Raw genomic sequence first — 24,743 nt, forward strand, 5'->3', positions numbered from 1 at the left:
GGAGCGTGCGGCGAGCCTGTCACGGGTCGGCGTTGTAGGAAAGCGTCCTTCCTCGCCCGCCTAAAACCCCTGGATCGCTTCCGGGTCGACCGCGCCGATCAGGCGCCGCGCCGCGCGCCGGGCGAAGGCAAGGGTGCAGCGCTTGCGGACATGGGCGGGCAGGGGGGTGGTCGATGCCTCGCGCAGGATCGTCGCTTCGTATCGGTCGGCGACGATGATGCCGGTGCGATCGGGCAGGAACGCTTCGCCGGCCAGCGGCGACACGTCGAACCCGGCCGGGACCGCCCAGAAATAACGGTCGCAGGAGCCGAGATAGTCGGTCCATTTGCCGTCGCCGAGCAGATCGGCGCGCGAGACCTTTATCTCGACGATCACGATCTGCCCGCGCGCATCGAGCGCCATCAGGTCGGCCCGCCGCCCGCCGTCGAGCGGGACTTCGGCCATGGCGGTCAGATCGTGCGCCAGCAGCATGCGGGTGACGCCGCGGGCGACTTCGGCAGCGATCAGCGGATGGGGGTCGGGCGCGGGCGGTTGCGCGCCAAGGGCAAGGCTGGCCATCGCCGCCTTATAGGAACATTATGCGAACGGGAAAAGAGGGTAAGGGTTGTTTGAGAATGCGCCTTCAGCGCATTCTCAAACGGACTCTCAGCGGTAGAAGATGTGGTTGCCGAGCGACGCGACGCGGGTCTTGCCCCAGTTCGGGCTGACGCGGCGGGCGTGGAAGAACAGCGCACCCTTGGCCGGGCTTTCCCACAGGTCCTGCCGGGCGATGCGGGCGATGGCGACGGCGGTCTTCCATGCCGGGCGGCTGGTATCGACATCGGGCAGGCGACCGCCCTTCACGAAGGAGAACTGCCCCCGCTGGGTCAGCACGCCGCAGGCCGAGGTCGGGAAACGGCCCGACGTCGCCCGGTTGAGGATGACGTCGGCCACCGCGAGCTGGCCGGTCAGCGGCTCGCCCTTCGATTCGTAATAGACGCCGATCGCGACGCAGTTGAGTTCCTCGTCATCGATCGTCGCCGGCTGGGCCGCGACGGCGGCCGCAAGCGTCGCATGATCGACGTCCGCGTCCACCGTATCGGGCACGGTCGCGGCGGCGGTCGGCACCGGCTGCACGATTTCGGTCGGCGGGGCGAACCGGACGGGAACCTTTGCCGGGAGCGGCAGGTTGATGACCGACGTCGGTACGGCCGATTCCTCTGCCGAAGCGGATGGGGCCAGACCGGCAACAAGCGTCATGGCGGCGAGGGCCGCCATCGGGAAGCGCAGCGTCATCATCGTCACTATCGTGCGGTGAACCTGCGCGCCCGACCCGTTCCGCTCGCGCGGAACCCCTGGCGCCTGCCCCCCGACTGCGCCATCGATCCGAAACCCCGATCGATCCAGCGCGTGTATCCGTGGGACGAAGGCTTACGGGCGCGCGAGTCGCGCGGTCAATCGGCCCACAGCGTTTCAGCGGCGAGCGGTTCGGCTGCTGCGACGATCGCCTCCACCACCCACAGATCGGGATCGCGCTGTCGCCGATCCTGCAAATAGGGGGTCAGCGCCGCGTCACCCACCAGATCGGGTTTGCGCCGGACGATGCGCGTGCGGCCGTCGAGGTCGCGCTCACGCTCCAGCAGCCGCGCGGTCCCGTCGCGATCGATCGCCAGCAGCAGGACGATGCCCGAGTCGCGGTCGCCGCGCGCAAGGACCGCCGCGCTGCCCCCCGCCGTCTCGACCGCGCGGACGAAGGCGTTGACGCGCAGCGCGGTCGGCCAGTCGCTCACCGGTCGGCATAGCCGGGCAGGGTGGCGAGCGGGATGCGGCTTTTCATGAAGGTACCGGTGCCGCGCGCCGCTTCGTCGCCATCGGCATCGACCAGATGCGCGTCGGCGATGAACACACGGCGCTTGCCGCTGACCCAGCGTCCCTCGGCGATCACCCGCCCGGGACCGAGCGGCCGCTGGAGCAGGAGGTTGAACGCGGTGGTCAGCAGGAAGCGATCGGTGACGAGGCTGTTGGCGGCATAGAAGGCCGCGTCGTCGAGCATCTTGAAATAGGTCGTGCCGTGCGCCGCGCCGGCAGCGTGGAAATGACGCTCGTCGATCGCGAAATGGATGCGCGCGACGCCCGCCGACACGATCTCCAGCCGCGAATCGAACAGCCGGTTGATCGGTGCGGCGGCATAGAGTGCCTCCAGCGCCCGGAAATGCGCCGCCTCTCCGGCGGGCACGTCAGGCGGCGTCACGCGCCTCGACGCCCGACAGCAGGGCATAGAGGGCGTCGGACGAACCGGCCCCGCGCAGTTTGGCGCGGAACGCCGCGTCGCGCAGCGCCCGCGATACGCGGGCCAGCGCCTTGAGGTGATCGCTGCCGGCATCGGCGGGGGAGAAGAGCGCGAAGATCAGGTCGACCGGCAGTTCGTCGACCGCGCCGAATTCGATCGGCCGGTCGAGCCGGACGAAGATGCCGCAGACACCGTGCGGACTGTCGATCCGGGCATGGGGAATGGCGATGCCGCCGCCGAACGCGGTCGTGCCGAGCTTCTCCCGCTCGGCCAACCGGTCGGCGACCAGCTTCGCCTCGATCCCGCAGCATCGCTCGGCGACGCCGGCGACATGCGCGAACAACGCCTTGCGGGTGCCGGCGGAACTATCCGCCAGCACCGTTTCAGGCGTCACGAGATCGTGGAAATCGTACACTTATGCCGCGCGGTTGGGCTCGACCCAGCCGATCGTGCCGTCGTGGCGGCGATAGACCATGTTGAACGATCCGGTCCCGCTGTTCTTGAACAGCAGTGCGTTAGTGTTGCGCAGGTCGAGCATCATGACGGCGTCGGACACGCTGGCATCGGGCACGTCGACGCGCGTTTCGGCGATGATGAGGGGGGCGTCGGCGACCTCCTCCTCCTCCTCCTCCTGCTCGCCACCGTTGAACACGGTGTAGCCGGCATTGTCGTAGCCATTGTCGTAGCCGCCCGCCTCGTTGATCGCCGCGGCCTGTGCGGCGTTGCGGTCCTTCAACCGGCGGGTGTAGCGGCGCAGCTGCTTTTCGATCTTGTCGGCGGCACCGGCGAACGCACCCTGTGCCTCCTGCCCGCTGTTATGCCCCTTCAGCACGAGGCCCTGCGTCACGTGGCAGACGATGTCACAGACGAACCCGTTATCGTGCGGCCCCTTGCCAAAGGTGACCGTCGAGGAGATCGCGCGCTGGAAATATTTGTCCGCAATGCCCTGGAGTCGCTCCTGGACCATCACCTTCAGTGCGTCCCCAGTGTCGACCTGGTGCCCCGAAACCCGGATGTCCATGTAATCCTCCGTCGTTGTGAAATCATGTGAGCCGCTCAAAGCGGGGTGCGTCAACGCCTCAGGTCGGCGACTGGCCCCATAACGGGTCCTTCAACGTGCCGACGAATGCGGCGTGGACGGCGAGTTCGGCCGCGCTGGCCGAGAATTGGCGTGGCGGGCGGGCGAGGGTCGGCGCGATCGCCTCCACCTCCTCGGCGACCAGCGTCGGCGTCGCGTCGAGGCCGAAGCCGATCTGGCGACCGCCCATCAGTTCGACATAGACCTGTGCCAGCAACTGCGCGTCGAGCAGCGCGCCGTGCAGCACGCGGCGGCTGCGGTCGATGCCGAAGCGGACGCACAGCGCATCCAGCGTGTGCTTGGCACCGGGATGGCGGCTGCGCGCGATGCCGAGCGTGTCGACCATGCGCGACAGGCAGATCGCGTCGCGCCGGCACGCGCCCAGTTCGCCGTTCAGGAAGCCGAAGTCGAAACTGGCATTGTGCGCGACCAGCGGGCTGTCGCCGATAAAGGCGAGCAGGTCGTCGATCGCGGTGTGGAACGCCGGCTTGTCGGACAGGAAGGCGTCGGACAGGCCGTGCACCGCCTCCGCTTCCTTCGGCATCGACCGGCCGGGATTGAAATAGGCGTGGAAGGTGCGACCGGTTTCGACCCGGTTGACCAGTTCGACGCATCCGATCTCGACCAGCCGGTCGCCTTCCGAAAATTTGAAGCCGGTGGTTTCGGTATCGAACACGATTTCACGCATTCCCACCTTATCCGCCTTCGTACGGCCCCATGCAAGCGACCAGCGCGGCGACTTGCGCCCGCGTTGCGGCGAGTGTCGTGTCGGTGTGGATAACGTGCTGGGCGCGGGTGCGCTTTTCGGCGTCGGGGGTCTGGGTGGCGAGGATCGCCGCGAAGGCCGACTCGGTCATGCCCGGGCGGGCGAGCACGCGGGCGCGCTGGACCTCCGGCGCGGCGGAGACGACGGCGACCGAGTCGCAGCGCGCATCGCCGCCGGTTTCGAACAGCAGCGGCACGTCGAGGACGACGAGCGGGGCGGCGGCATGGGCGTCGAGGAAGCGCTGGCGTTCGTCCGCGACCGCCGGGTGGACGATCGCTTCGAGGCGGCGGCGGGCTTGCGGGTCGTTGAAGACGCGGTCGCGCAGGGCAGGGCGGTCAAGGCCGGTAGCGTCGGTCGTACCGGGAAAGGCGGCTTCGATCGCGGGGAGGAGAGCGCCGCCCGGTCCCTGCAGCGCATGGACGGTAGCGTCGGCGTCGAAGACCGGCACGCCGAGATCGCGGAACATCTGTGCGACGGTCGACTTGCCCATGCCGATCGATCCGGTGAGGCCGAGGATGTGGGTCATCGCGCTGGCTTCGCCGCCCGGAACCCCGCCTGCGTGGGGGTGTGATCCGAACGCAGACGCCTCACGCCAGCAATCGCTCGCGCAGTTCCTCGTCGCGGTCTCGCGGCGGGGCTTGCCCAAAGAACAGCTCGAACGCCAGCGCCGCCTGTCCGACCAGCATTTCGAGGCCATCGACCGTGTCGAGGCCGCGATCATGCGCCTGGGCGAGCAGCGGCGTTTCGATCGGCGCATAGACCGCGTCGTAGACGACGGCATCGTCGGGCAATGGCGTCAGGTCGATCGTCAGCGGCGGCTGGCCGGTCATGCCGAGCGTGCTGGCATTCACCAGCAGCTTCGCCGACGGCAGCGGTGCGGTGAGGGGAAGGGCGTCGCCCTTCAGCCCGAAGGTCGCCAGCAGCGCGGCAGCCTTCAGCGGATTGCGGTTGAGCACGGTCACGCGTCCGACGCCGAGCTTCGACAGGGCGAACAGGATCGCGCGTGCCGCGCCGCCCGCACCGATGACAGCCACCGGCTGCTTCGTCAGGTCGAGCCCGGCGATCGGCGCATGAAAGCCGGCCGCGTCGGTATTGGTGCCGACCCACGCGCCGCCTTCGCCCCGAAACACGGTGTTGATCGCGCCGATCGAGCCGCGGACGTCGCCGGGATCGGCGACATGGTCGAGCGCGGCGAGCTTGTGCGGCACGGTCACGTTGCACCCGCGCCAGTTCGGATCGGCGCGACGGCTTTCGAAATAGGCGGCAAGGTCGTCTGGTTTCACGTGGAACGTACGATACGCGGCATCGAGCCCCAGCTGGTCGAGCCAGAAGCCGTGGATAACCGGTGATTTGCTATGGGCGATCGGATCGCCGATCACCTCTGCATAAGGCTTCATGCGGGCAGATTTCCCCGTTGGCGCAGATAGCGCGCGATTTCGAGCAAGGGCATGCCGAGGATCGTCCAGTGATCGCCGTCGATCCGGTCGAACAGCTGCACGCCTGGCCCCTCGATCCGGAAACAGCCGACGCACCCGGCGATCGCCGGCCATTCGGCATCGAGATAGGTGTCGATAAAGGCATCGGACAGCGGACGCACGGTCAGCTTCGCATGACCGATATGCCGCCACACCGGGCGGCCCCCCTCGACGAACACCGCCGCGCTGAACAAGTCGTGGCGTCCGCCGGACAGGGCACGCAAATGCGCCGCGGCATCGGTACGGTCGACCGGCTTGTCGAGTACGGTGCCGTCGGCCAGCGCCACCACCGAATCCCCGCCCAGCACGAGCGTGCCGGGAACGCGGGTCGCGGCGCGCATCGCCTTCATCTCGGCCAGCGCGTCGGCGAGATCGCGGGGTTTGAGCGCTTCGGCGGCCAGTGCCGCCTTGGCCGCTTCCTCGTCCAGCCCGCTCGCCATCGCGTCGTGCGGGATGCCGGCGGCGTCGAGCATCGCCCGGCGGGTGGCGCTCATCGAGGCGAGGACGAAGCTCATGCGCGCGCCTCCAGCTTGCGGTCGTTGCACAGGGTGATGATCGCCGCCGCCGTTTCCTCGATCGAGCGGCGGGTGACGTCGATCACCGGCCAGCCATTGTCGGCGAACATCCGCCGGGCAAAGGACAGCTCGCGCACCACCGCATCCTGTTCGACATAGTCGGTGTCGGGCATCTGGTTGAGCGACAGCAGCCGGTTGCGACGGATCGCGATCAGCCGGTCGGCGCTGGTGGTCAGGCCGACGACCAGCGGCGCCTTCAGCGAGAACAGGATCGCCGGCGGCGGGCTTTCGACGACGATCGGGATGTTCGCCGTCTTGTACCCGCGATTGGCGAGGTAGATCGAGGTCGGCGTCTTGGACGAGCGCGAGACGCCGGCCAGCACGATATCGGCCTCTTCCCAATCCTCCGACGCGATGCCGTCGTCATGGCCGATGGTCCACTGGATCGCATCGACCCGCGCGAAATAGGCGGCGTCGAGGCTGTGCTGGCGGCCCGGCCGCGCCTTGGCCTCCTGTCCCAGCAGGTTGGACAGCGCATTGCTGACCGCGTCCATCGGCGCGACGATCGGCAGGCCCAGTGCGGCGCAGCGCGCCTCCAGCATCCGCCGGATCGCCGGGTTCACCAGCGTGAAGAGGACAAGGCCGGGATTGACGGTGATCTCCGCCAGAATGCGTTCGAGATGCGTTTCCGAACGGACCATCGGCCAGAAATGGCGCATTGTGTCGACATCGTCGAACTGCGCCAGCGCCGCCTTGGCGATATTCTCCAGCGTCTCGCCGGTGGAGTCGGACAGGAGATGGAGGTGCAGCCGCATCGGGCGCCTTTCCGCACAAGGCTGTGGATAAGTCGGGGGCAGGGGCTAGCGTAAGTCGGGCCGGCCGCCAAGCTGTGGGAAAGCCGCGATCCGTGCGCAGCTTATCCACAATTCCGGCACAGGTGGCGATTCCGCCCACAGCCTGTGGATAGTGTGGACGACGCCCCGTGAATCGGCGGGTTTGCGCGGGGTTCGTGCCGTCAATCTGTTGGCATTTCGGGCAATCCACCATAAGCCCCGCTATCCACCCCCCAACTGCTTCCAACCATCTATTTAGATTCTACTTTAATAGTAGAAGGAGCGACGACGCTGACCGGTTCTCCTGATTCCAAACCGCTTTTCCGGGTGCTTGCCGGAGAGAAGCTCGCCGTCCCGCCGCTGTGGCTCATGCGACAGGCGGGACGCTATCTTCCCGAGTATCGCGCGCTCAGGGCCGAGAAGGGCGGGTTCCTCGACCTGGTCAACGACGCGCAGGCGGCGACCGAGGTGACGTTGCAGCCGCTCCGGCGGTTTGCGTTCGACGGGGCGATCCTGTTCAGCGACATCCTGATGGTGCCGAACGCGCTGGGACAGCGTCTGTGGTTCGAGGCAGGCGAGGGACCGCGCCTTGCCCCGGAGTTGCGCACGCGGGCGGCGATCGATGCGCTGGTGCCGAACCCGGCGATCCTCGATCCGGTCTATGCCACGGTGCGCGGCGTCGCCGCCGCCGTACCGCCGGCCACGACCTTCCTCGGCTTCGCAGGATCGCCGTGGACGGTCGCCACCTACATGATCGCGGGCAAGGGCAGCCGCGAGCAGGCCGAGGCGCGCAGGATGGCCTACGGCGACCCTGGGGCGGTGCAGGAACTGATCGACCGGATCGTGGGCGTGACAATCGATTATCTGGTCGGACAGGTGGCAAGCGGGGTCGAGGCGGTGCAACTGTTCGACAGCTGGTCGGGCAGCCTGGCGCCGGCCGAGTTCGAACGCTGGGTCATTGCGCCGACGGTGGCGATCGTCGAGGGCCTGCGCGCGCGGGTGGACGTGCCGATCATCGGCTTTCCGAAGGGGGCCGGCGGCAAGCTCGCCGCCTATGCCCGCGAGACGACGGTCGATGCGATCGGGCTGGACGAGACGGTCGACCCGGTGTGGGCGAACGCACAGTTGCCGACCGGGCTGCCGGTGCAGGGCAATCTCGATCCGTTGCTGCTGATCGCCGGGGGTGAGGCGCTGGACGCCGGGGTCGACCGGGTGATCGCCGCATTCGCCGACCGGCCGCATGTCTTCAACCTCGGCCATGGTATCCAGCAGGACACCCCGATCGCGCATGTCGAACGGCTGGTGGCGCGGGTGCGGGGGGCATGAGCGGCTTTCTGGGCGGGGCATATCTGTGGGTGAAGGCGGCGCATATCGTCTTCGTCATCTTCTGGATGGCGGGGCTGTTCATGCTGCCGCGCTATCTGGTGCATCATCAGGAAGGGTTGGCCGACCCCGCCGAGCCGCCGCGCTGGATCCGGCGCGAGGCACTGCTCAGGCGGATGATCCTGACCCCGGCGATGGTGGTCGTATGGGTGCTGGGGCTGGCGCTGGCGGCCAATGTCGGGCTGTTCGACGGCGGGGCCGGGCTGGGGTGGCTGCATGCCAAGCTGCTCGTCGTCGTGCTGCTCAGCGGCTATCACGGCTGGGCGGTCGGCTATGCGAGGAAGCTGGCGGCGGGGCGGCCGACGCTGACGCCCAAGCAGTTGCGGCTGGCGAACGAACTGCCGGCGCTGGCGGCGCTGGCGGCGGTGGTGTTGGCGGTGGTGAAGCCGTTCTAGGAGGCCGGACGTGATGTGGAGCATGGTTGCGGCGATGCAGGCGGCGGTGACGCCGTTGCCGGCCGGGGTCGAGAACGACCTGAAATGCATGACGGCGATCTCGCTGGCTGCGCCCACGATGCCGGCCGACCGGCAGGACGCGATGGCGGCGGGAATGATGTACTTCCTCGGCCGGATCGATCACGCAGTCCCGACGCTGGACTTCGTCGGCCAGATGAAGCGGTTGATCGCGCAGCCGGACGGCGAGGCGCGGCTGCGCGACGAACTGCCGCGCTGCAGTGCCATGCTGCGCGACCGGAGCGCCGCGCTCACGGGTTCGCCACCCGCGCCGGGCGAACCCCGCAAGCCGTAACCGGCGGGGGGGCTCGCTTGACTTGTCCGTGATCGCCACCTACGTCGAGAACAGTGGTGCCCGGTCCTCGGTGCGCCCGTCCCAGCCGCTTGTGTCCGCCTTGTTTGCCGACCTTGCCTCTTCATCGCTGATCTGGACCACCCCCCGATGCATCTCAAAGACTTAAAGAAACACGCGCCCGCCGAACTGGTCTCGATGGCCGAAGAGCTGGGCGTCGAAGGCGCATCGACGATGCGCAAGCAGGACCTGATGTTCGCGATCCTCAAGGCGCGCGCCGAGAATGGCGAGCAGATCATGGGGGTCGGCACGATCGAGGTATTGCAGGATGGCTTTGGCTTCCTGCGCAGCCCGGAGGCGAATTATCTCGCCGGGCCGGACGATATCTATGTTTCGCCGAACCAGGTGCGCAAGCACGGCCTGCGCACCGGTGACACGGTGGAGGGCGAGGTCCGCGCGCCGAAGGACGGCGAACGCTATTTCGCGCTCAGCAAGCTGGTCTCGGTCAATTTCGACGATCCCGATGCGGTGCGTCACCGGGTCAATTTCGACAACCTGACGCCGCTCTATCCCGAATCCAAGCTGACGCTCGACCAGCTCGATCCGACGGTCAAGGACAAGTCGGCGCGGGTGATCGACATCGTGTCGCCGCAGGGCAAGGGCCAGCGCACGCTGATCGTCGCACCGCCGCGCGTCGGCAAGACGGTCATGTTGCAGAACATGGCCAAGGCGATCACCGACAATCACCCCGAAGTGTTCCTGATCGTCCTGCTGATCGACGAGCGTCCGGAAGAAGTGACCGACATGCAGCGCAGCGTGAAGGGCGAGGTGGTTTCCTCGACCTTCGACGAACCGGCGCAGCGCCACGTGCAGGTCGCCGAAATGGTGATCGAGAAGGCCAAGCGGCTGGTCGAGCACAAGCGCGACGTCGTGATCCTGCTCGACAGCATCACCCGCCTCGGCCGCGCCTACAACACGGTCGTGCCGTCGTCGGGCAAGGTGCTGACCGGCGGCGTCGACGCCAATGCGTTGCAGCGGCCCAAGCGCTTCTTCGGCGCGGCGCGCAACATCGAGGAAGGCGGGTCGCTGTCGATCATCGCCACCGCGCTGATCGATACCGGCAGCCGCATGGACGAGGTGATCTTCGAAGAGTTCAAGGGCACCGGCAACTCGGAAATCGTCCTCGACCGCAAGGTGGCGGACAAGCGCGTCTTCCCGGCGCTGGACGTCGGCAAGTCGGGCACCCGCAAGGAAGAACTGCTGGTCGACAAGACCAAGCTCAGCAAGATGTGGGTGCTGCGCCGCATCCTGATGCAGATGGGCACCATCGACGCGATGGAGTTCCTGCTCGACAAGATGAAGAATTCGAAGACCAATGAGGATTTCTTCGACAGCATGAATCAGTGATCGAATGCGGCAGGCGACGTGCCGTCGCCTGACTCGCATCGATCCGGCCGGCGGGGCACCGCCCCGACCGACGACGCGGGCTTTGCCCGCGTCCGCCCCAAACGAACCGCCCGCCTTTTCCACAGGGATAAGGCGGGCGGTTTCGCGTTTACGCCGTCCACGCGCTCGCGGAAGGAGACCCCAGCCTGCGCCGGGGGGACGAACAACACGACCGGCGATCGCTCATTCGAGCGACCTTATCGCCATCCACAGCATTTCCCCCTATCATCCGCCGATCACACGTACGGGAAGGCTCCCCCCAATGAAGATCAACGTCGAAGTCGATTGCACGCCGGAGGAGGCGCGCCGCGCGATGGGCCTGCCCGACTTCACGCCGGTCCATGAACGCTATGTCGCGATGCTGACCGACACGATGGAGAAGGGGGCCAGTCCCGAGCTGCTCGACCAGATGATGAAGAGCTGGGCGCCGATGGGCGAGGCGGGCATGAGTTTCTGGCGCAAGATGTTCGAGACGGCGGGTCGTGGCGGCTGACACCATCTTCGCGGTGTCGAGCGGGCGGCCGCCCGCGGCGATCGCCGTATTGCGGATATCGGGCGTGGGGGCGATCGCGGCGGCAACGCGGCTGGCCGGTACGCTGCCTGGGCCGCGACGCGCCGGAGTGCGGGCGTTGCGCGATCCTGTGGATAACCGGTTGCTCGATCGGGCGCTGGTGCTGGTGTTCCCGGGACCGGCGACCGCGACCGGCGAGGATCTGGTCGAGCTGCATCTGCATGGCGGGCGGGCGGTCGTCGCCGGGGTCGAGCGTGCGCTGGCCGGGCTGGACCTGCGTGTGGCCGAACCGGGGGAGTTCACCCGCCGGGCACTGGCGCATGGCCGGATCGACCTGACCGAGGCGGAAGGGCTGGGCGACCTGCTGTCGGCCGAGACCGAAGCGCAGCGGCAGATGGCGCTGGCCAACAGCGACGGGCGGTTGCGTCGCGCGGTGGCGGCATGGGCGGCGACGACGACGCGACTGTCGGCGATGGTCGAGGCGCTGCTCGACCATGCCGACGAGGATGATGTCGACGTCGGCGATGCGGTCCTGGCCGGCGTGCGGCGCGACGCCGGGGCGCTGGCGGCGACGATCGGCGCGGTGCTGGCAGTGCCGCCGGTCGAACGGTTGCGCGATGGCATCCGCGTCGTGCTGGCCGGACCGCCCAATGCCGGCAAGTCGACATTGCTCAACGCGCTGGTCGGACGCGAGGCGGCGATCGTGTCGCCGCTGGCGGGAACGACGCGCGACGTGATCGAGATCCCGGTGATGCGCGACGGGGTGGCGTGGCTGTTCCTCGATACCGCCGGGCTGCGCGCGGACAGCGACGATCCGGTCGAGCGGATCGGGATCGATCGTGCGGCGGGATCGATCGCGGCGGCGGATATCGTGCTGTGGTTGGGCGACGATGTACCGCCGGCGGGCGCGCGCGCCATTGCGATCCGGCCGAGGGCGGATGTTCGCGAAAGTGTCGCGGAAGCGCGTCTGGCGGTGTCGGCGGTGACGGGGCAGGGCCTCGATCGGCTATGGGCGGCGTTGGTCGAGGAAGCGGCGGCGTTGTTGCCGAAGGTCGACGAGCTGGCGCTCAACCGGCGGCAGGCGAGCCATGCCGAAGCGGCCGGCGGCGCGCTGAACCGTGCCGCGATGCAGGATGATCCGCTGTTGCTGGCGGAGGAATTGCGCTATGCGGTACAGGCGTTCGCGGCATTGACCGGAATGCGCGCGACCGAGGCGGTCCTCGACGATCTGTTCGGTCGCTTCTGTATCGGCAAATAATGTTCCACGTGGAACCTCGGACAGCATGACCTTTGATGTAGTGATCGTGGGTGGCGGCCATGCCGGCACCGAAGCCGCGAATGCCGCGGCACGGCGGGGCGCGACCACGCTGCTGATCGATTTCGACCCAGACCGGATCGGGGCGATGTCGTGCAACCCGGCGATCGGCGGATTGGGCAAGGGGCATATCGTTCGCGAGATCGATGCGCTCGACGGGCTGATGGCGCGCGCGGCGGATGGTGCGGCGATCCATCACCGGATGCTCAATCGGTCGAAGGGGTCGGCGGTGCAGGGGCCGCGGGTACAGGCTGACCGGGTGCGCTATGCCGCGGCGGTGAAGGCTTTCCTGGCGCATCCGAAGTTGACGATCATCGGTGGCGATACCGTGGCGCTGGTGACCGAAGGGCAGCGGGTGAGTGGCGTCGAACTGGCCGACGGTACGCGGATCGCGGCGCGATCGGTCGTCTTGGCGACCGGTACGTTTCTGGGCGGGACAATGTTCCGTGGTGACGAACGCGCGATCGGCGGCCGCGTCGGCGAGCGGGCGGCGACCCGGCTGGGACAGCAGCTCCGCAACCTGTCGCTGCCGATCGCTCGGTTGAAGACCGGTACGCCGCCGCGGCTCGACGGGCGGACGATCGACTGGGCGACATTGCCCGAACAGCCATCGGATGCCGACCCATGGACGATGTCGCCCCTGTCCGATCCGGCACGGCGGCTGCCGCAGCTGGCCTGCGCGATAGCGCGTACGACGGGTGCGACGCACGATATCATCCGCGCCGGGCTCGACCGTTCGCCGCTGTTCAGCGGGTCGATCGAAGGACGGGGGCCGCGCTATTGCCCGTCGATCGAGGACAAGGTGCACCGCTTCGGCGATCGCGACGGGCATCAGATCTTCCTCGAACCCGAGGGGCTGGATACGCATCTGGTTTATCCCAATGGCGTATCGACCTCGCTGCCGGGCGACGTGCAGCTGGCGATGCTGCGCAGCGTCGCCGGGCTGGAACGGGTCGAGATCGTCACGCCGGGCTATGCGGTCGAGTATGACTATATCGATCCGCGCGCGCTGGATGCCACGCTGCGACTGCGCGCGCTCGACGGGCTTTACTTTGCCGGGCAGATCAACGGTACGACCGGTTATGAAGAGGCTGGCGGGCAGGGGCTGGTCGCCGGAGCCAATGCCGCGGGCGCGGCACTGGGGCTCGATCCGCTGATCCTGTCGCGGGAATCGAGCTATATCGGCGTGATGATCGACGACCTGGTGTTGCAAGGCGTGTCGGAGCCGTACCGGATGATGACGGCACGTGCCGAGTATCGGCTGCGACTGCGGTCGGACAATGCGGCGACCCGGTTGCATGCGATCGGGGCGGCGGCGGGGTTGCTGTCGGCCGGGCGGCTGGCGTTCGATGCCGGGCGATCGGAACGACGCGCGACGCTGGTCGAGGCATTGGCGCGGCGGCATGTCGCGCATATGCTGGCGGCACGCGGTGCGCCGGTGAGCGGTAGCGATATGCGCAGCGGCAGCGAATGGTTGCTGGTGCCGGGCGTCACCGCAGCGCATCTGGAAATCGACGGCGACGATGCGGTGCTGGGCGAACTGATCGAGGATGCGCGATATGCGCCCTATCTTGAACGGCAGGCGGCGGAGCTGGCGGCGGCGAAGGTCGACCATGTCGCGTTACCGGGCGACTTTTGCTACGATGCGGTGCCGGGCCTGTCGAACGAGATGGTCGAGCGGCTGACGCTGGCAGCGCCCGAGACACTGGCAGCGGCGGGGCGGATCCAGGGCGTTACGCCAGCGGCACTGGTTGCGATCCTGCTCCACCATCGCGGGGGCAAGCTGGCAGCATGACCCAGGACGACGTCCACGACTGGATCGTCACCCATTTCGGCGCCGCGCGAACGGAGGTGCTGGCGCAGTTTACCAGGCGGATCGTGACCGAGACGCCGAACCAGAACCTGATCGCCGCATCGACGATCGACACCATCTGGCAACGTCATGTGCTGGACTCCGCGCAACTGGTGCCGCTGGCGGCGGATGCCCCGGACGGCGACTGGATCGATATCGGATCGGGGGCGGGGTTTCCCGGAATCGTCGCGGCGATCCTGACCGACCGTCGGGTCGTGTTGGTCGAGCCGCGCGGACGGCGGGCGACGTTGCTGGCCGAAATCGCCGCCGACCTGGATCTGGCGAACGTCGTCGTGCATCAGGCCCGGATCGAGCGGCTGGCGGTCGAACACCCAGCCGCGATCATCAGCGCACGCGCGGTGGCGCGACTGGCGGCGTTATTTGCGATCGGCCATCGGCATGGCGATGACGATACGATATGGCTATTGCCGAAGGGACGTTCCGCCGCCGAGGAGTTGGCCGAAGCCATGGTCGGCTGGCGCGGAATGTTTCACGTGGAACACAGCATTACCGATCCGACATCGTCGATCGTGGTCGCTAGGGGAGTGCGCCAAGCATGATTTGCATTGCCATCGCGAACCAGAAGGGGGGCGTCGGCAAGACCACCACGGCGATCAACGTCGGCACGGCGCTGGCGGCGACCGGGCTCGACGTGCTGATCCTCGACCTCGATCCGCAGGGCAATGCCTCGACCGGGCTGGGGATCGGGCGCAACGATCGCGAACATTCGACCTATGACCTGCTGGTCGGCGACCTGATGCTGAACGAGGCCGCGATTCCGACCAAGGTGCCGCGGCTGTCGATCGTCCCGGCGACGGTCGACCTGTCGGGTGCCGAGATCGAGCTGATCGAGTTCGAGGAGCGAACCCACCGGCTGGACCGGGTGGTCGAGGCCAGTGGCGGGCGGTGGGACGTGATCCTGATCGACTGCCCGCCGTCGCTGGGGCTGCTGACGATCAACGCGATGGTGGCGAGCCATGCGCTGCTGGTGCCGCTCCAGTGCGAATTCTTTGCGCTGGAAGGGTTGAGCCAGTTGCTGAGCACGGTCGAGCGAATCCGCGGACGGTTCAATCCGGGGCTGTCGATCCTGGGCGTGGTGTTGACGATGTACGACCGGCGCAACCGGCTGACCGATCAGGTGTCGGACGATGTGCGCGCGGTGTTGGGGAAAGTGGTGTTCGATACGGTGATCCCGCGCAATGTCCGCCTGTCCGAAGCGCCGAGCCATGGCATGCCGGCGCTGATCTACGATTATCGCTGCGCCGGATCGGAAGCGTATATCGCATTGGCGCGCGAAGTGATCGCGCGGCTGCCGTCGCTGGCGGAAGCGGCATGAGCGAGCAGGCGACACCGCGGCGGCCGCGGATGGGCGGACTGGGCCGGGGGCTGAGTTCCCTGTTGGGCGAACCCGATGGCGATGTGCCGACCGCGCGCGGATCGTCGCCGCATAGCGGCGTGCGACAGTTGCCGGTGACCGCATTGTCGCCGCTGCCGGGACAGCCGCGGCGGTTCTTCGATGAAGGGGCGCTCGACGAACTGGCCGAGTCGATCGCGGCGCGCGGCGTGATCCAGCCGATCGTCGTGCGACCGCATGGCAAGGGGTATCAGATCGTCGCAGGCGAGCGGCGCTGGCGGGCGGCACAGCGGGCGCGGCTGCATGAGGTGCCGGTGGTCGTGCGCGACTTCACCGATACCGAGACCATGGAAATCGCGCTGGTCGAGAATATCCAGCGTCGTGACCTGACCGCGATCGAGGAGGCGGAAGGCTATCGCCGGCTGATCGACGAGTTCGGCCATACCCAGGAGGCGCTCGCCAATCTGGTCGCCAAGTCGCGCAGCCACGTCACCAACCTGCTGCGCCTGCTCGAACTGCCCAAGCCGATCCAGGACATGGTCGGCGATCAGCGGCTGAGCATGGGTCACGCCCGCGCGCTCATCAACGTGGACGGTGCCGAGACGATCGCCGAGAAGGTGGTGGCGAAAGGGCTGTCGGTGCGTGACGTCGAGCGCCTCGCCCGCCAGACGCGCGACCCCGAGGCCAGGCGGAGCCGCGCGCCCCGTGAGGCGGCCGCGCCGGCGGACGGGACGATCGATGCCGATCTGCGCGCGCTGGAACGGCAGTTGGGCGACGTGCTGGGGCTGAAGGTCCAGATCGCGCATGGCGAGAAGGGCGGGACGATCACCATCGGCTATTCGACGCTGGGCCAGCTCGACATGGTTTGCCAGCGGTTAAGCGGCGAGCGCATCTGACACGTAAAATTTACGGGTAGCGGTGCAGGGTGGCGGCGATGAACATCCCGATCCGTCCCCCGGTGCCCGAGTCGCCGCACGCCACGCGCATCGGCGACACGGTCGGGATCGGCGTCCTCCTCGATATTTCCGGCGCTTCGAGCCGGTTGCTGCTCGACATGGTGGCGGTGTCGATGCTGGCCAACAACATCCGCGATGGCGAGGCGCCGGCCGGGCAGGTCGGAACGCTGGTCAAGTTGCAGATCGGCAAGACGTGGGTCATCGCCAGCATCCGGTCGACCCGGCTGGCGGAGGATGGATCGAACCTGATCGCCGAGGTCGACCTGATGGGCGAAGGCTATGAGCCCGAGCCGGGGCAGGGGATGCGGGGGTTCCGGCGCGGTGTCACCCGCTATCCGTTGCCGGGTTCGCCGGTCCATCCGGTGTCGATCGATGCGCTGCGACGGATCTATGCGATGCAGGACCGTCCGCACATCACCATCGGCCATGTCCATATGGCGCCCGACCTGCGCGCCGCGCTGTATGTCGACCCGTTGCTGGGCAAGCATTTCGCGCTGGTCGGATCGACCGGCACCGGCAAGTCGACGTCGGCGGCGCTGATCCTGCACCGCATCTGCGACCATAGCCCGCACGGCCATGTCGTGGTGATCGATCCGCATGGCGAATATGCCGCCGCGTTCGAGGACAAGGGCGAACTGCTCGACGTCGGCAACCTCCAACTGCCCTATTGGCTGCTGAACTTTCACGAGCATTGCGACATCCTGCTGACGTCCGAAGGATCGGCACGGCAGATCGAGGCGGACATCCTCGCCCGCTGCATCCTGGGCGCGAAGGCGAAGAACCGCATGGCGCAGGAAATTCCGCGCCTGACGGTCGATGCGCCGGTCCCGTATCTGATTTCCGACCTGTCCGCGTTGATCCAGGCCGAAATGGCGAAGATGGACCGCGGCAGCGACAACGCGCCCTATCTGCGGCTGAAGGCGCGGATCGAGGAGATCCGTGCCGATCCGCGCTATGCCTTCATGTTTTCCGGCATGCTGGTCGCCGACACGATGGCAGGGTTCCTCAAGCGCGTGTTCCGCCTGCCGGCGCAGGGCAAGCCGATCTCGGTCATCGACGTGTCGGGCGTGCCGTCGGAAATCACGTCGGTCGTCGTCGCGGTGCTGGCGCGGCTGGTGTTCGATTTCGCGATATGGTCGCGGGGGGAGACGCCGAAGCCGGTATTGCTGGTGTGCGAGGAAGCGCATCGTTACGTGCCGAGCGAGCGCGGCGGCGTGGCGTCGGCGGCGTCGGGCATCCTGAACCGGATCGCGAAGGAAGGGCGCAAATATGGCGTCTCGCTGGGGCTGATTACCCAGCGCCCGTCCGACCTGGCCGAAGGGGTGCTGTCGCAGTGCGGCACGATCCTGACGATGCGGCTCAACAACGAGCGCGATCAGGCGTTCGTGCGTGCGGCGATGCCCGAGGATGCGCGAGGGTTCCTCGACGCGATCCCGGCGCTGCGCAACCGCGAGTGCATCATCGTCGGCGAGGGTGTCGCGACGCCGATCCGCATCTCGTTCGATTCGCTCGAACCGTCCCGTTGCCCGGCGTCGGCCTCACCGTCGTTCACGCAGATGTGGCAGCAGGAGGGGGGAGAGGACGCCATGATCGAGCGTACCATTCGCCGCTGGCGGACGCAGGGGCGGTAAGGGCGGTCAGCCGCGCCGGTATCGGCGTCATTCCGGCAAAGGCGGGGCTCCCCCCGCTTCCGGGGCGGAACAGGCGCCGCTGGCCCCGGCCTTCGCCGGACCTGCGCCGTCTCTCAACGCACTGATGTCAGCGCGCACCCACGCCCATCAACCGGCCGACGAGCTGGTTGAAGCGCCGCAGTTCATCGCCATCCAGCCGCTGCACCGTCGCGAACGCCACCGAGCGCGGGTTGACCGGTACGCCGTTCTTCCACAGTTCGTAATGCAGATGCGGACCGGTCGACAGGCCGGTCGACCCGACATAGCCGATCACCTGACCCCGCGCGACGCGGCTGCCGGCCGACACGATGATCCGGCTCATATGCCCATAGCCGGTCGCCAGGCCGCCGCCGTGGTCGAGCTTCACGAAATTGCCATAGCCACCATGCCGCCCGGCGGCGACGACGCGGCCATCCGTGGTGGCGCGGATCGGGCTGCCATAGGCGGCGGCGAAATCCATGCCCTTGTGCAGCCGGCGGAAGCCGAGCACCGGATGGACCCGCCAGCCGAAATTGGACGAGATGCGCGCCGCGACCGGCCACATCATCGTGCCCTTGCGCTCGCCCACGCCCTTCGGATCGAGCCATTCGATACGACCGTCCGCCTGCCAGCGCACGAGGCGGACGTCGCGCCGCCCCTCCAGCCCGGCATAGAGCAACTGGCCGAGCTGCACTTCGCCGGTGGCGGCGCGTGCCTGTTCGACGATCAGGTCGAAACGGTCGTCCTGCCCGACCTGTCCCATCGGCACCATGCCGGAGACGGTGCGGATATAGGATTCGACGGCCTTTGCCGGCGCGCCGGCGGCGCGTGCCGCGCGGTACAGGCTGGCACCGACCCGGCCGCGAATCCGCAAGGGCGTATGGTCGATCGCGATCGGCCGCGCGTCCAGCCGCAGCGTGCCGGCTTCGCGGACGATTTCGAGCGCGAGGTCGAACTTCGCGCGGAAGGCGAGGCGTTCGAGCGGCCGCGGTTGCGACAGCGTGTCGCGGCGTCCGAGCGTGACGTCGAGCCGGGTGCCGGGCGACAATTCGGCCGGATCGACCCGTCCGGCGACGAGCGCGGCGACCTGACGCGCCTCGCCCGCGCCTACGCCGGTGCGTTCGAGCGCCCCGGCGATGCCGCCGCCCAGTGTCGCGGTGGCTTCGACGATCGGCCGTTCGGGCGTGTCGGCCAGCGGCACGACGCGCGACGTCGCGGCTAGGCGCATCCCGCTGGTGCCCCCCAGCGCGCTCGCGCCGAACGACAGGCTGCGAGCTTCGTCGAGTGCGGTACCGTCGAGCGGGGCGGGGACGCTGCCCAGGATCGGGCGATTCCAGCCCGGCGACAATGCCCACAGCGCGGCGCACAGCGCGGTGCAGCTGGCAAGGCCGCGCCACCAATCGCGCGATCCGATCGCGGCGCCGAGATCGGGGGTCCAGTCGAACGATTCGATGCGACCACGCAACGCGGCGGCGGGAGCGGCGAGGATCGGCGCACGACCGAAGCGCAGCGCGCTGGTGCCGCCGGCCAGTTCCAGTCCATGATCGGTGCGCAGAAACACACCCAGCCCCCAGATATGGCCGCCCGACCCGGCCCGGTCCTCTCCCCTGTGAAGGCAAAGGTTTAAAGTCAAATGAACCACGGCGGCCGCCCACCTGGCTGCGATGAGCCGTTTACGGTATGCGATGGAGCGAAACCTCTGGCGGAACTCGCAAAAGCCGTTGCGCGGCGACGCGGTAGCCCCGATGTTGACGGGGATGAGCCAGTTCGCGCGTAGCCCGGTCACGGCAGTGCTGGGGCCGACCAATACCGGCAAGACCTATCTCGCGATCGAGCGGATGTGCGGCCATGCGTCGGGGATGATCGGTTTCCCGCTCCGGTTGCTCGCCCGCGAGAATTACGACCGCGTCGTCGCGATGAAAGGCGTAGAGAATGTCGCACTGGTGACCGGCGAGGAACGGATCGTTCCGCCGAAGGCGCGCTGGTTCCTGTGTACCGCCGAATCCATGCCGCTGGAGCGCGAGACGGCATTCGTCGCGCTGGACGAGGCGCAGCTCGGCGCCGATCCCGAACGTGGCCATGTCTTCACCGACCGGCTGCTGCGCGCGCGCGGGCGCGAGGAGACGATGATCCTGGGCTCGGATTCGCTCAAGCCGATGATCCGGGCGCTGGTGAAGGATGCCGAGATCATCTCGCGACCGCGCTTTTCGACGCTCAGCTATGCCGGCGCACGCAAGCTGTCGCGCCTGCCGCGGCGCTCGGCGATCGTCGCCTTCTCGTCCGAGGAGGTCTATGCCGTGGCCGAGGCGATCCGGCGGATGCGTGGCGGCGCGGCGGTGGTGATGGGCGCGCTGAGCCCGCGCACCCGCAACGCACAGGTCGCGATGTTCCAGTCGGGCGAGGTCGATTATCTGGTCGCGACCGATGCGATCGGCATGGGGCTGAACCTCGACGTCGCGCATGTCGCCTTCGCGTCGTTGCGCAAGTTCGACGGGCGGCGGCAACGGCGGCTGACCGTCGCGGAGATGGCGCAGATCGCCGGGCGCGCCGGACGGCACCACCGCGACGGCACGTTCGGCGCGCTGGTCGAGGAAGGACCGAATGCCTTCACTCCCGAGGAAGTGCTGGCGATTGAGGGGCATCATGTCCCGCCGCTCGAACGGCTCTACTGGCGCAGCGGCGAGCCCGATTTCTCCAGCCTCGACGCACTGATCGACAGCCTTGAGCAGCGCCCGCGCGACCCGGTGCTGATGGCAGCGCCTGAAGCGATAGACCTGATCGTGCTCAAGCGGCTGGCGGAGGAGGATTGGGTGCGGGCGCGGACCTGGTCGTCGGCGATGGTGCGGCGGCTGTGGGCGGCGTGTGGGCTGCCCGATTTCCGCAAGCTCGGCCCCGATCCGCACAGCCGCTTCGTCGGGCGGATCTTCGGCCATCTGAGCGAAGGCGCGGGGCACATCCCGCACCAGTGGTTCGCCGACGAATTGCAGCGGCTGGACCAGATGAACGGCGATGTCGAGACGATCGCCGGGCGGATCGCGGCGGCGCGCAGCTGGGCCTATATCGCGCATCGCAGCGACTGGCTGCTCGACCCCGAACATTGGGCGGCGCGGACGCGCGGCGTCGAGGAGAAGCTGTCCGACGCGCTGCACGACCGGTTGCGCCAGCGCTTCGTCGACCAGCGCACCACGGTGCTGCTGCGGCGGATCGGGGCGGGGGCGGCGGACCTGCCGGTCGATGTCGCGGCCGATGGCGCGGTCAGCGTCGACGGCCATGCGCTGGGGCGGCTGAACGGTTTCCGGTTCGAGGTGTCGCCGGAGACGACGGTCGCCGACAAGCGGCTGCTGATCGCCGCCGCCGAGAAGGGATTGGCGAGCGAGCTGCGCAAGCGCGGCGGCGAGCTGGCGGTGGCGGGCGATGCCGAACTGGCGCTGCTCGCCGAACCGGGCGGCGCGCCCGCGCTGGCGTGGAACGGGTTGCCGGTGGCGACGCTGACCGCGGGCACGACGCTGGACCGGCCGGCGGTGACGCTCGACCGCAGCCTGTCGGTGCTGGAACGCGCGGCGCAGGGCCAGGTGCGCGAACGGCTGTCCGACTGGGTGCAGGCCGAACTGCTGCGGCGCGCGCCCACGCTGGGCACGCTCGCGGCACTGGCGCGCGATCCGGGCGTCGGCGGCGCGCTGCGGGCGGTGGCGGCGGCACTGACCGAGGTCGGCGGCATCGCCCCGCGCGACGGGTTCGATGCGATGCTGGCGCCGCTGACCGGCGACGATCGGCGACGGCTGCGCAAGGCCGGGGTGATGATCGGGTCGCTCGACCTGTTCGATCCGCGGCTGTTCCGCCCGGCATCGGCGCGGTGGCGCGCGGCGTTGCTGGCGGCGCGCGACGGCCATCCGATCGAGCCGCTGGCACCGACCGGGGCGACGGTGCTGCCGGCGGGGCAGGGCGCGTGGGGCTATCGCCGGTTCGGGCCGCAGGCGGTGCGCGTCGACCTGATCGAGCGGCTGGCGCAGGCGGCGCATGACGCGCGCAAGGGAAATGCGCCGTTCGCGCCCGATCCGGCGCTGGCGGTGTCGATGGGGCTGAAGCCGGAGACTATCGCGCGGCTGATGGCGCAGCTGGGGTTCCGGCCGAGTGCGGCGGAAGGGGCGGTGGCGCAGTGGCGCTGGGCACCGGCGCGCCGACGGGCGACGGTGCCGGCGCCGCGTCCGGCACCGCGGCCGGGCAATGCCTTTGCGGCGCTGGCCGATCTGGGCTTCGATCGCTGATGGCGGCACGGGCGCCCGAGCTGCTCCCGCAGATGCGGCTCGACCTGTTCCTGTGGTATGCCCGCTTCGCCAAGACTCGCAGCGCGGCGCAGGTGATCGCCGAGAAGGGGACGTTGCGCATCGACGGGCGGCGGATCGAACGGTCGCATTGTCCGGTGCGGGTCGGGTCGGTGCTGGCCTTTCCGCTGGCCGGGCGGGTGCTGGTGTTGCGCGTTGCAGCGTTGCCGACGCGGCGCGGGCCGCCGGCCGAGGCGCAGACGCTCTATACGCTGCTGGAACCGACACGGTCCGGCCCCGTTGACGAGGGCGACGCCCCGGCATAACGCGGAGCGGAATCGATTTTCCGGAGCTTGGACCGACCCATGACCTACGTCGTCACCGACGCCTGCATCCGCTGCAAATATATGGACTGCGTCGAGGTGTGTCCGGTCGACTGCTTCTATGAAGGCGAGAACATGCTCGTCATCAACCCCAGCGAATGTATCGATTGCGGCGTGTGCGAGCCGGAATGCCCCGCCGAAGCGATCCTGCCCGATACCGAAAGCGGGCTGGAACAGTGGCTCGAGCTCAACAACACCTATTCGGCGCAATGGCCCAACGTCACCCGGAACGCGAACCAGACGCCGCCCGACGCCGACAAGTGGAAGGGCGTCGAAAACAAGATCGAGCACTTTTCGGCCGAACCCGGCGCGGGCGACTGATCCGCACCAGCTCGTGTTTCACGTGGAACGATCGCCGGGCCGTGGGAGCGGTGCCGGCCGTTCGGCTTTGCGCTGGTAATTTTGTTACCGGAGTGTTATACGCTCGGGCGACGGTGGCTGTTTCATGCCCCGCCCGGAGATCACCTTCAGCTCGTCCTCATGTCGCCCAGCCAGCCGCCGCCGTATTCAGCGTAGGCAATGGGTGATGCGTACGGGACGGCGACCACGGAAAGGTTACCAATGGCTGCCAAGGCATTGTCCTTCGATGTCGGCGATTATGTCGTGTACCCCAAGCACGGTGTCGGCCGTGTGATCGAACTCCAGCGTAGTGAAATCGCTGGCATGCAACTCGAACTCTATGTCCTGCGCTTCGAAAAGGAGCGGATGACGCTGCGTGTTCCGACCAACAAGGCGGAAAGCGTCGGGATGCGCAAGCTGTCGTCAGACAAGACGATGCGCGAAGCCATGGAAACGCTGAAGGGCAAGCCCAAGGTCAAGCGGACCATGTGGTCGCGCCGCGCACAGGAATATGAAGCGAAGATCAATTCGGGCGACTTGGTGTCGATCGCCGAAGTAGTGCGCGACCTGTTCCGTGCCGACGACCAGCCTGAGCAGAGCTATTCCGAGCGCCAGATCTTCGAAGCGGCGGCCAGCCGTCTCGCCCGCGAACTGGCCGCGATGGAGCAGGTCGACGAGCCCAAGGCGTTGCAGCGGATCATCGAGATTCTGCGCGAGGCCGCAGCGATCTATAACAAGGAAAAGACCGCCGCCTGACCGGGCGTCGCGCTTGCAAAGCAACCAGAAGGGCGGCCGGCAACGGTCGCCCTTTTCGTATCCACCGTCCGGGCTGGTCAAGCCATGCGCCATGCTGTATTATGATAGCAATACAGGGGAGGGTGTGATGCGCTGGATGATCTTGGCGACACTGGGACTCGCGGCCTGCGGGGCCGACAGGAGCAACGATGGCGACCGGCGCGGCGATGCCCGGCCGGCGGCACTGCGCGATTTCACTGCGGTGGCACTCGAAAGCAGCGATCAGGTGGAGATCACCCGCGGTACGGGCTTTGCCGTCAGGATCGAAGCCGACCCGGCGGTGCGCGATCGACTGGACATTCGACGCGACGGCGACACGTTGCGGATCGGTCGCAAGGATGGCGGATCGTGGACGGGGGGCGACGGCGTGGCCCGGATCCGGGTTTCGATGCCGGAGATCACTGCGGCGGCGCTGGCGGGATCGGGTGACATCACGATCGATCAGGCGAGCGACGGCTTTGCCGGCACGCTGGGCGGGTCGGGCGACATGACGATCGGCCAGTTGCGCGGCGAGCGCGCCGCCCTGACCGTCGCCGGTACCGGGACGATCGCGGCGGCGGGGTCGGTCCGGCAACTGGCGCTGAGCACCGCCGGATCGGGCGATATCGATGCGCGGCAGGTCCGTGCCGGTGCCGCGACGGTATCGATCGCGGGTTCGGGGGGCGTCGCCGCCGATATCGACGGACCGGTGCAGGTCACGCTGGTCGGCAGCGGATCGGCGACGCTCGGCGCGAATGCCCGCTGTACCGTCAACCGGGTCGGGACCGGCGACGTGACGTGTGGCCGCGACGACCGGACCGGTTGAGCGACGTCGGCCG

28 protein-coding genes are annotated in these 24,743 nt (G+C 68.2%); 16 read left to right on the top strand and 12 right to left on the bottom strand.

Annotation, left to right across the window (positions count from 1 at the left end):
• Positions 1–60: 60 nt before the first annotated feature.
• The 11 genes from QLH51_RS00615 to QLH51_RS00665 all read right to left on the bottom strand — a co-directional run bounded on the left by QLH51_RS00615 (position 61) and on the right by QLH51_RS00665 (position 6,918).
• On the bottom strand, positions 61–558 hold the full coding sequence (locus QLH51_RS00615) for an MmcB family DNA repair protein (protein WP_125654844.1): 498 nt from the start codon (positions 556–558) through the stop codon (positions 61–63).
• A gap of 87 nt (positions 559–645) precedes the next feature.
• Positions 646–1,275, bottom strand: a complete 630-nt coding sequence (locus QLH51_RS00620; RefSeq protein WP_125655074.1) for a cell wall hydrolase — start codon at positions 1,273–1,275, stop codon at positions 646–648.
• A gap of 158 nt (positions 1,276–1,433) precedes the next feature.
• Entirely contained in the window at positions 1,434–1,769 is a 336-nt protein-coding gene (locus QLH51_RS00625; RefSeq protein WP_125654842.1) for a DUF1491 family protein, read from the bottom strand.
• The gene (locus tag QLH51_RS00630; protein ID WP_125654840.1) at positions 1,766–2,257 is read right to left on the bottom strand and encodes a PaaI family thioesterase; all 492 of its coding nucleotides are present in this window, start codon (positions 2,255–2,257) and stop codon (positions 1,766–1,768) included. Before QLH51_RS00630 ends, QLH51_RS00625 begins: the two co-directional genes overlap by 4 nt.
• Positions 2,217–2,684 (bottom strand): PTS sugar transporter subunit IIA, encoded by a 468-nt coding sequence (locus QLH51_RS00635; RefSeq protein WP_125654838.1) that lies wholly within the window; start codon positions 2,682–2,684, stop codon positions 2,217–2,219. The genes QLH51_RS00630 and QLH51_RS00635 overlap by 41 nt, the downstream gene beginning before the upstream one ends.
• Positions 2,685–3,290 carry a ribosome hibernation-promoting factor, HPF/YfiA family gene (gene hpf / locus QLH51_RS00640; RefSeq protein ID WP_125654836.1) on the bottom strand — a complete coding sequence of 202 codons (606 nt, stop codon included), beginning with the start codon at positions 3,288–3,290 and terminating at the stop codon, positions 2,685–2,687.
• Between the two features lie 58 nt (positions 3,291–3,348).
• Positions 3,349–4,035, bottom strand: a complete 687-nt coding sequence (gene dnaQ, locus QLH51_RS00645; RefSeq protein ID WP_125654834.1) for a DNA polymerase III subunit epsilon — start codon at positions 4,033–4,035, stop codon at positions 3,349–3,351.
• Between the two features lie 7 nt (positions 4,036–4,042).
• Positions 4,043–4,639: a dephospho-CoA kinase gene (coaE, locus tag QLH51_RS00650; RefSeq protein WP_125654832.1), complete on the bottom strand. Its 597-nt coding sequence runs from the start codon at positions 4,637–4,639 to the stop codon at positions 4,043–4,045.
• 61 nt (positions 4,640–4,700) lie between these two features.
• Positions 4,701–5,510 carry a shikimate dehydrogenase family protein gene (locus tag QLH51_RS00655; protein ID WP_125654830.1) on the bottom strand — a complete coding sequence of 270 codons (810 nt, stop codon included), beginning with the start codon at positions 5,508–5,510 and terminating at the stop codon, positions 4,701–4,703.
• Positions 5,507–6,103: a Maf family protein gene (locus tag QLH51_RS00660; protein WP_125654828.1), complete on the bottom strand. Its 597-nt coding sequence runs from the start codon at positions 6,101–6,103 to the stop codon at positions 5,507–5,509. Before QLH51_RS00660 ends, QLH51_RS00655 begins: the two co-directional genes overlap by 4 nt.
• On the bottom strand, positions 6,100–6,918 hold the full coding sequence (locus tag QLH51_RS00665) for a pyruvate, water dikinase regulatory protein (protein ID WP_125654826.1): 819 nt from the start codon (positions 6,916–6,918) through the stop codon (positions 6,100–6,102). Before QLH51_RS00665 ends, QLH51_RS00660 begins: the two co-directional genes overlap by 4 nt.
• A gap of 309 nt (positions 6,919–7,227) precedes the next feature.
• On the opposite strand from QLH51_RS00665, the gene hemE reads away from it, so the two are divergent.
• From hemE to QLH51_RS00720, 11 genes are all read left to right on the top strand, one after another.
• Positions 7,228–8,262 carry a uroporphyrinogen decarboxylase gene (gene hemE / locus QLH51_RS00670; RefSeq protein WP_125654824.1) on the top strand — a complete coding sequence of 345 codons (1,035 nt, stop codon included), beginning with the start codon at positions 7,228–7,230 and terminating at the stop codon, positions 8,260–8,262.
• Complete coding sequence (locus QLH51_RS00675; protein ID WP_125654822.1) at positions 8,259–8,714, top strand: CopD family protein; 456 nt, start codon at positions 8,259–8,261, stop codon at positions 8,712–8,714. The genes hemE and QLH51_RS00675 overlap by 4 nt, the downstream gene beginning before the upstream one ends.
• 10 nt (positions 8,715–8,724) lie before the next feature.
• Positions 8,725–9,066 carry a hypothetical protein gene (locus QLH51_RS00680; RefSeq protein WP_125654820.1) on the top strand — a complete coding sequence of 114 codons (342 nt, stop codon included), beginning with the start codon at positions 8,725–8,727 and terminating at the stop codon, positions 9,064–9,066.
• 147 nt (positions 9,067–9,213) lie between these two features.
• Positions 9,214–10,470 (top strand): transcription termination factor Rho, encoded by a 1,257-nt coding sequence (gene rho / locus QLH51_RS00685; protein ID WP_125654818.1) that lies wholly within the window; start codon positions 9,214–9,216, stop codon positions 10,468–10,470.
• Between the two features lie 301 nt (positions 10,471–10,771).
• A complete protein-coding gene (locus tag QLH51_RS00690) occupies positions 10,772–11,002 on the top strand; it encodes a DUF6489 family protein (protein WP_125654816.1) in 231 nt (76 codons plus the stop codon).
• Entirely contained in the window at positions 10,992–12,278 is a 1,287-nt protein-coding gene (mnmE, locus tag QLH51_RS00695) for a tRNA uridine-5-carboxymethylaminomethyl(34) synthesis GTPase MnmE (RefSeq protein ID WP_125654814.1), read from the top strand. The genes QLH51_RS00690 and mnmE overlap by 11 nt, the downstream gene beginning before the upstream one ends.
• Positions 12,279–12,303: 25 nt before the next feature.
• Positions 12,304–14,130, top strand: a complete 1,827-nt coding sequence (gene mnmG, locus QLH51_RS00700) for a tRNA uridine-5-carboxymethylaminomethyl(34) synthesis enzyme MnmG (RefSeq protein WP_125654812.1) — start codon at positions 12,304–12,306, stop codon at positions 14,128–14,130.
• Positions 14,127–14,747 (top strand): 16S rRNA (guanine(527)-N(7))-methyltransferase RsmG, encoded by a 621-nt coding sequence (gene rsmG / locus QLH51_RS00705; protein ID WP_125654810.1) that lies wholly within the window; start codon positions 14,127–14,129, stop codon positions 14,745–14,747. The genes mnmG and rsmG overlap by 4 nt, the downstream gene beginning before the upstream one ends.
• A complete protein-coding gene (locus QLH51_RS00710; protein ID WP_125654808.1) occupies positions 14,744–15,523 on the top strand; it encodes a ParA family protein in 780 nt (259 codons plus the stop codon). Before rsmG ends, QLH51_RS00710 begins: the two co-directional genes overlap by 4 nt.
• Positions 15,520–16,437 (top strand): ParB/RepB/Spo0J family partition protein, encoded by a 918-nt coding sequence (locus QLH51_RS00715; protein WP_125654806.1) that lies wholly within the window; start codon positions 15,520–15,522, stop codon positions 16,435–16,437. The genes QLH51_RS00710 and QLH51_RS00715 overlap by 4 nt, the downstream gene beginning before the upstream one ends.
• Before the next feature lie 38 nt (positions 16,438–16,475).
• The gene (locus QLH51_RS00720) at positions 16,476–18,128 is read left to right on the top strand and encodes an ATP-binding protein (RefSeq protein WP_125654804.1); all 1,653 of its coding nucleotides are present in this window, start codon (positions 16,476–16,478) and stop codon (positions 18,126–18,128) included.
• Between the two features lie 127 nt (positions 18,129–18,255).
• Here the strand turns inward: QLH51_RS00720 and QLH51_RS00725 are convergent, their stop codons facing one another.
• Positions 18,256–19,707 carry a M23 family metallopeptidase gene (locus QLH51_RS00725; protein ID WP_125654802.1) on the bottom strand — a complete coding sequence of 484 codons (1,452 nt, stop codon included), beginning with the start codon at positions 19,705–19,707 and terminating at the stop codon, positions 18,256–18,258.
• A gap of 196 nt (positions 19,708–19,903) precedes the next feature.
• On the opposite strand from QLH51_RS00725, the gene QLH51_RS00730 reads away from it, so the two are divergent.
• The 5 genes from QLH51_RS00730 (at position 19,904) to QLH51_RS00750 (ending at position 24,730) form a co-directional block, all read left to right on the top strand.
• Positions 19,904–22,411, top strand: a complete 2,508-nt coding sequence (locus tag QLH51_RS00730) for a helicase-related protein (RefSeq protein ID WP_125655072.1) — start codon at positions 19,904–19,906, stop codon at positions 22,409–22,411.
• Positions 22,411–22,734 (top strand): RNA-binding S4 domain-containing protein, encoded by a 324-nt coding sequence (locus QLH51_RS00735; protein WP_206428818.1) that lies wholly within the window; start codon positions 22,411–22,413, stop codon positions 22,732–22,734. The genes QLH51_RS00730 and QLH51_RS00735 overlap by 1 nt, the downstream gene beginning before the upstream one ends.
• 39 nt (positions 22,735–22,773) lie before the next feature.
• Positions 22,774–23,112 carry a ferredoxin FdxA gene (gene fdxA / locus QLH51_RS00740; protein WP_055757295.1) on the top strand — a complete coding sequence of 113 codons (339 nt, stop codon included), beginning with the start codon at positions 22,774–22,776 and terminating at the stop codon, positions 23,110–23,112.
• A 240-nt stretch (positions 23,113–23,352) separates the two neighbouring features.
• Positions 23,353–23,886 carry a CarD family transcriptional regulator gene (locus QLH51_RS00745; RefSeq protein ID WP_125654800.1) on the top strand — a complete coding sequence of 178 codons (534 nt, stop codon included), beginning with the start codon at positions 23,353–23,355 and terminating at the stop codon, positions 23,884–23,886.
• 127 nt (positions 23,887–24,013) lie between these two features.
• The gene (locus QLH51_RS00750) at positions 24,014–24,730 is read left to right on the top strand and encodes a GIN domain-containing protein (RefSeq protein ID WP_125654798.1); all 717 of its coding nucleotides are present in this window, start codon (positions 24,014–24,016) and stop codon (positions 24,728–24,730) included.
• The last annotated feature ends 13 nt before the right edge of the window (positions 24,731–24,743 follow it).

It is taken from the genome of Sphingomonas sp. 2R-10 (genome assembly GCF_030062225.1).
GTDB lineage: Bacteria > Pseudomonadota > Alphaproteobacteria > Sphingomonadales > Sphingomonadaceae > Sphingomonas.

Bases quoted from the DNA above. Each gene is read 5' to 3' on its own strand.
- coaE (WP_125654832.1), bottom strand. From the start codon at position 4,639: ATGACCCACATCCTCGGCCTCACCGGATCGATCGGCATGGGCAAGTCG.
- QLH51_RS00615 (WP_125654844.1), bottom strand. From the start codon at position 558: ATGGCCAGCCTTGCCCTTGGCGCGCAACCGCCCGCGCCCGACCCCCAT.
- QLH51_RS00730 (WP_125655072.1), top strand. From the start codon at position 19,904: ATGAGCCAGTTCGCGCGTAGCCCGGTCACGGCAGTGCTGGGGCCGACC.
- QLH51_RS00630 (WP_125654840.1), bottom strand. From the start codon at position 2,257: ATGCCCTGCTGTCGGGCGTCGAGGCGCGTGACGCCGCCTGACGTGCCC.
- QLH51_RS00655 (WP_125654830.1), bottom strand. From the start codon at position 5,510: ATGAAGCCTTATGCAGAGGTGATCGGCGATCCGATCGCCCATAGCAAA.
- QLH51_RS00735 (WP_206428818.1), top strand. From the start codon at position 22,411: ATGGCGGCACGGGCGCCCGAGCTGCTCCCGCAGATGCGGCTCGACCTG.
- mnmG (WP_125654812.1), top strand. From the start codon at position 12,304: ATGACCTTTGATGTAGTGATCGTGGGTGGCGGCCATGCCGGCACCGAA.
- QLH51_RS00675 (WP_125654822.1), top strand. From the start codon at position 8,259: ATGAGCGGCTTTCTGGGCGGGGCATATCTGTGGGTGAAGGCGGCGCAT.
- rsmG (WP_125654810.1), top strand. From the start codon at position 14,127: ATGACCCAGGACGACGTCCACGACTGGATCGTCACCCATTTCGGCGCC.
- QLH51_RS00750 (WP_125654798.1), top strand. From the start codon at position 24,014: ATGCGCTGGATGATCTTGGCGACACTGGGACTCGCGGCCTGCGGGGCC.
- dnaQ (WP_125654834.1), bottom strand. From the start codon at position 4,035: ATGCGTGAAATCGTGTTCGATACCGAAACCACCGGCTTCAAATTTTCG.
- QLH51_RS00715 (WP_125654806.1), top strand. From the start codon at position 15,520: ATGAGCGAGCAGGCGACACCGCGGCGGCCGCGGATGGGCGGACTGGGC.
- hpf (WP_125654836.1), bottom strand. From the start codon at position 3,290: ATGGACATCCGGGTTTCGGGGCACCAGGTCGACACTGGGGACGCACTG.
- QLH51_RS00745 (WP_125654800.1), top strand. From the start codon at position 23,353: ATGGCTGCCAAGGCATTGTCCTTCGATGTCGGCGATTATGTCGTGTAC.
- rho (WP_125654818.1), top strand. From the start codon at position 9,214: ATGCATCTCAAAGACTTAAAGAAACACGCGCCCGCCGAACTGGTCTCG.
- QLH51_RS00690 (WP_125654816.1), top strand. From the start codon at position 10,772: ATGAAGATCAACGTCGAAGTCGATTGCACGCCGGAGGAGGCGCGCCGC.
- QLH51_RS00710 (WP_125654808.1), top strand. From the start codon at position 14,744: ATGATTTGCATTGCCATCGCGAACCAGAAGGGGGGCGTCGGCAAGACC.
- QLH51_RS00660 (WP_125654828.1), bottom strand. From the start codon at position 6,103: ATGAGCTTCGTCCTCGCCTCGATGAGCGCCACCCGCCGGGCGATGCTC.
- QLH51_RS00720 (WP_125654804.1), top strand. From the start codon at position 16,476: ATGAACATCCCGATCCGTCCCCCGGTGCCCGAGTCGCCGCACGCCACG.
- QLH51_RS00620 (WP_125655074.1), bottom strand. From the start codon at position 1,275: ATGACGCTGCGCTTCCCGATGGCGGCCCTCGCCGCCATGACGCTTGTT.
- fdxA (WP_055757295.1), top strand. From the start codon at position 22,774: ATGACCTACGTCGTCACCGACGCCTGCATCCGCTGCAAATATATGGAC.
- QLH51_RS00665 (WP_125654826.1), bottom strand. From the start codon at position 6,918: ATGCGGCTGCACCTCCATCTCCTGTCCGACTCCACCGGCGAGACGCTG.